The following is a 4,182-nucleotide window of genomic DNA, read 5'->3' as shown; positions in this document are numbered from 1 at the left end:
ACTATACGGGGAGAAATGCCCGGCAGGGCAATGAGGGGCGGCGCCAACTTTGATATGAGGTGCGGGCGACTGGTGGGCAGATCATCCCAAAGGTCGCGCTGCCCCTCATCCGCCTGCCGGCCCCTTCTCCCGTAGTGACGGGGAGAAGAGAAGCTGCTGCGCCCTCGGCGCTCTTCTCGTGACGTGTCCCTATTCCGCAGCCACCTTGGCCATCGGATTGTTCGGGTGCGTCGTCCAGTTGGCATAGACCGGCGATACCGGCCTGCCGGTGCGCTGGTCCATCACGCCGGCTGCCAGCGGCTCCATGGTGATGCAGTTCTCGACCGGGCAGACATTGACGCAGAGATTACAGCCGACGCATTCGGCCTCGATCACCTCGAAGTGCCTGATACCGTCGACCATGCTGGTGATCGCCTGGTGCGAAGTGTCCTCGCAGGCGATGTGGCAGCGGCCGCATTTGATGCAGGCATCCTGGTCGATACGCGCCTTGGCGACGTAGTTCAGGTTGAGATACTGCCAATCGGTCACATTGGGCGTGGCGCGGCCGACGATGTCGTTGAGCGAGGCGTGCCCCTTCTCGTCCATCCAGTTTTCGAGGCCCGCGATCATTTCCTGCACGATTTTGAAGCCATAGGTCATCGCCGCCGTGCACACCTGCACATTGCCGGCGCCGAGCGCCATGAATTCGGCCGCGTCACGCCAGGTCGTGATGCCGCCGATGCCGGAGATCGGCAGGCCGCGGGTTTCTGGATCGCGCGCGATCTCGGCCACCATGTTCATGGCGATCGGCTTCACCGCCGGGCCGCAATAGCCGCCATGCGAGCCCTTGCCGTCGATTGTCGGCTGCGGCGCGAAGCTGTCGAGGTCGACACCGGTGATTGAATTGATGGTATTGATCAGCGACACCGCGTCGGTGCCGCCGGCATGTGCCGCCCGTGCGGGCTTGCGCACATCGGTGATGTTGGGCGTCAGCTTGGTGATGACGGGCATGCGGGTGTTCTGCTTGCACCAGCGCACCACCATTTCGATATATTCCGGCACTTGGCCGACAGCCGCGCCCATGCCGCGCTCCGACATGCCGTGCGGGCAGCCGAAATTCAGCTCGATACCGTCGGCCTCGGTCTCCTCGACCACCGGCAGGATCGCCTTCCAGGCCTCCTCGACGCAAGGCACCATCAGCGAAACGACGATGGCGCGGTCGGGCCAGTCCTTCTTGACCTGCTTGATCTCGCGCAAATTGACCTGCAGGTCTCGGTCGGTGATCAGCTCGATGTTGTTGAGGCCGAGCAGGCGGCGGTCGGCGCCCCAGATCGCGCCATAGCGCGGGCCGTTGACGTTGACCACCGGCGGGCCTTCCTCGCCGAGCGTCTTCCACACCACGCCGCCCCAGCCGGCCTTGAAGGCGCGGATGACGTTGTAGGCCTTGTCGGTCGGCGGCGCCGAGGCAAGCCAGAACGGATTGGGCGACTTGATGCCGACGAAATTGTTTCTGATATCTGCCATGCTCATGCCCTCCCGTTCGAGGTCAGTGCCCGGTTGATGCTCTCCGCAGCGTCGCGCCCCTGCGCGACCGCCGAGACGGTGAGGTCGTCGCCACCGAAGATGCAGTCGCCGCCGGCCCAGACCCTGGCAAGCGACGTACGCCCTTCCGCATCCACCTTGATGCGGCCGGCTTCGAGATCGATCGACGCACCGCTGCCGTTGAGGGCTGCCGGCACAAAACTCTGTCCGATCGCCTTGAACACCTGGTCGGCAACGAGCGTCAGGGTCTCGCCGGTGCCGGCAAGCCTGTCGCCGTTCATGGCGGTGTATTCGAGTTCGATGCCCGACACTTTGCCGCCCTCGGCGATCACCCGCTTCGGCTGCAGCCAGTGGCGGATGGTGACGCCATTGGCGGCGGCCAGATCCTGCTCGAACTCGGACGCATTCATGTGCTCCTGGCCGCGCCGGTAGCAGATCGTCACCTCCTCGGCGCCGAGCAGCTTCGACTGCACGGCCGCGTCGATGGCCGTCATGCCGCCACCGATGACGACGACGCGGCGGCCAACCGGCAGGCCGGAAAGGTCGCTGGCCTGGCGCAGCTCGGCAATGAACTCGACCGCGTTGATGACGCCGTCGGCGTCCTCGCCATCGGCACGCAGTGCATTGACGCCGCCAAGGCCCATGCCGAGAAACACCGCATCGTAATTGCGGATCAGATCCGACAGCTGATAGTCGCGGCCGAGGGCCTTGCCGTTCTGGATGTCGATGCCGCCGATCGCGGTCACGTAGTCGACTTCGGCCTGGGCGAAATCGTCGACACTCTTGTAGGCGGCGATGCCGTATTCGTTGAGGCCACCGGCCTTCGCGCGCGTCTCCAGAATGGTCACGTCATGGCCGTGGCGGGCGAGCCGGTGCGCGGCGGCAAGGCCGGCCGGCCCGGCGCCGACTACGGCGACAGTCTTGCCGGTCGGCTCGGCGCGCGGATAAAACTGCTTGTTCTCGCTCATGGCGACATCGGTGGCATAGCGCTGCAGGCGGCCGATCTGCACCGGCTTGCCTTCCGCCACTTCGCGCACGCAGACTTCTTCGCACAGCGTTTCGGTCGGGCAGACGCGGGCGCACATGCCGCCCAATATGTTCTGGTCGAAGATGGTCTTGGCCGAACCGATCGGATTGCCGGTCGAGATCTGGCGGATGAACAGCGGAATGTCGATCGAGGTCGGGCATGCGTTCATGCACGGCGCGTCGTAGCAGAAATAACAGCGATCGGATTCGACCAGCGCCTCGTGGTGATCGAGCGGCGGATGCAGGTCGGAAAAATTATCCGCATACTGGTCGGCCGAGAGCCTGCCGCCCGCAATGCCTTCCCTGAATTGGCCTTCTGGCATCGTCAGTTCCCCCATGTTTTCTTTTGGGGAAGGCTAGCACGTTTTATTTTTTTATCAATTGGTCAATTTTCGGCGCAAGTCTCTGAAAAGGCTGGATAATAACATGATTTTTTTACTCATGTTATCGGAGGCCAAGGCTGCTTTTACAGTGCGAGCGAATGGCCGGGTTCAAGCTTTCAGCCATGAATGGTCTTGACCTCCTCTGCGACCAGCTGCTGCAACCGCCACAGATTGCGGTCATGGATGCCGAACGCCTCGAGGTGGCTGACCGTGTTGTAGAGATATTCGGCGCCGGATCCGATATGCCCGCAGGCTCTGGCCAGCACGCTCGCCACTCTGTCCAACGGCTGGTTCAGCGACGTTCCCCTGCCCTTCACGCCGACCCAGAAGCCGAGCGCGCGCAGCTTACCTTGCGGCGTATGGACCGGCAGCCAGCGGACCGTCTCGATGCTTTCGTGGTCGCTGATCTCGCGCCGCAGCAGCCTTTCGATCTGCGCCGGCTTCTCGCCCTCCGGCAAGCGATAGATCACGCCGTTGCAGCGTCCGCCCCGCTCGAGCGCCATCATCAATCCAGGCTGCTCGGCGCTGCCGCGCCACCGCACCATGTCGAGGCAGAAGGACCGGTGCCAGCCAAAGGCCGTGGCGAGTTGTTGCTCAACCGACTCGAATTCCGGCTTCCAGATCAGCGACCCATAGGCGAACACCCATAGTGGTCCCTCATCGGCTTCATTGGACAGCCGCAAGGCAAGGTCTCGAAAGTCCTCGTCGTTCATGTCTGTCCAGCTCGGGTCCGGGCCGGGATCGGCCTCCTCCCGATGGCACAGTGCGACAAGCTCGGGCGTGAGCGACATCAAGCGCATGAACGACAACTCTTCATAGCCGTAGAGAAATCGAAAACCGCTGGGTGCGCAACCAGGGAACGCTTGGCACACACACCCATTGTTTTCCGGGCGGTGTCGGATTCCCGTCGTGAGGATCGTCCTATGATGGACGACGATCACGTATGAAAGGTGAGGAGACCGAAAATGCCAAAAGCCCCGATGCCCTTCTTCTGGTACGAATTGATGACATCAGATCTCGATGCCGCCGAGGCATTCTACACCCAAGTCATCGGCTGGACGGCGCAGCCCTTCGACAAGGCGCCCGGCATGCCGCGCTATGTCGTCATGAATGTCGGCGAACGTGGCGTCGGCGGCCTGATGACCTTGCCTGAGGATGCCGCTAAGATGGGTATGCCGCCCGCCTGGCTTGGCTATATCCACACCAGGGATGCCGACGCTGCCACGGCATCGCTGGAGAAAGCCGGCGGCAC

At 63.1% G+C, this 4,182-nt stretch carries 4 protein-coding genes; 1 reads left to right on the top strand and 3 read right to left on the bottom strand.

Going from position 1 to position 4,182, the window contains the following annotated elements; translation table 11 throughout:
- Positions 1 to 189: 189 nt before the first annotated feature.
- The 3 genes from preA to EN750_RS21210 form a co-directional block, all read right to left on the bottom strand.
- Positions 190 to 1,503, bottom strand: coding sequence for an NAD-dependent dihydropyrimidine dehydrogenase subunit PreA (gene preA / locus EN750_RS21220; protein WP_127397547.1), 1,314 nt, complete (start codon positions 1,501 to 1,503; stop codon positions 190 to 192).
- Positions 1,504 to 1,505: 2 nt separating this feature from the next.
- Positions 1,506 to 2,870 carry an NAD(P)-dependent oxidoreductase gene (locus EN750_RS21215; protein ID WP_127397546.1) on the bottom strand — a complete coding sequence of 455 codons (1,365 nt, stop codon included), beginning with the start codon at positions 2,868 to 2,870 and terminating at the stop codon, positions 1,506 to 1,508.
- 176 nt (positions 2,871 to 3,046) lie between these two features.
- The gene (locus EN750_RS21210) at positions 3,047 to 3,730 is read right to left on the bottom strand and encodes a gamma-glutamylcyclotransferase (RefSeq protein WP_127397545.1); all 684 of its coding nucleotides are present in this window, start codon (positions 3,728 to 3,730) and stop codon (positions 3,047 to 3,049) included.
- Positions 3,731 to 3,895: 165 nt separating this feature from the next.
- Here EN750_RS21210 and EN750_RS21205 point away from each other — a divergent pair.
- Positions 3,896 to 4,182: VOC family protein (locus EN750_RS21205; RefSeq protein WP_348629613.1), on the top strand; the 287-nt coding region annotated here is incomplete at its 3' end.

The organism is Mesorhizobium sp. M7A.F.Ca.ET.027.03.2.1, assembly GCF_003999175.1.
Classification (GTDB): domain Bacteria; phylum Pseudomonadota; class Alphaproteobacteria; order Rhizobiales; family Rhizobiaceae; genus Mesorhizobium.
The sequence above is the reverse complement of the archived record's forward strand: the minus strand, read 5'-3'. Positions and strand labels throughout refer to the sequence as shown.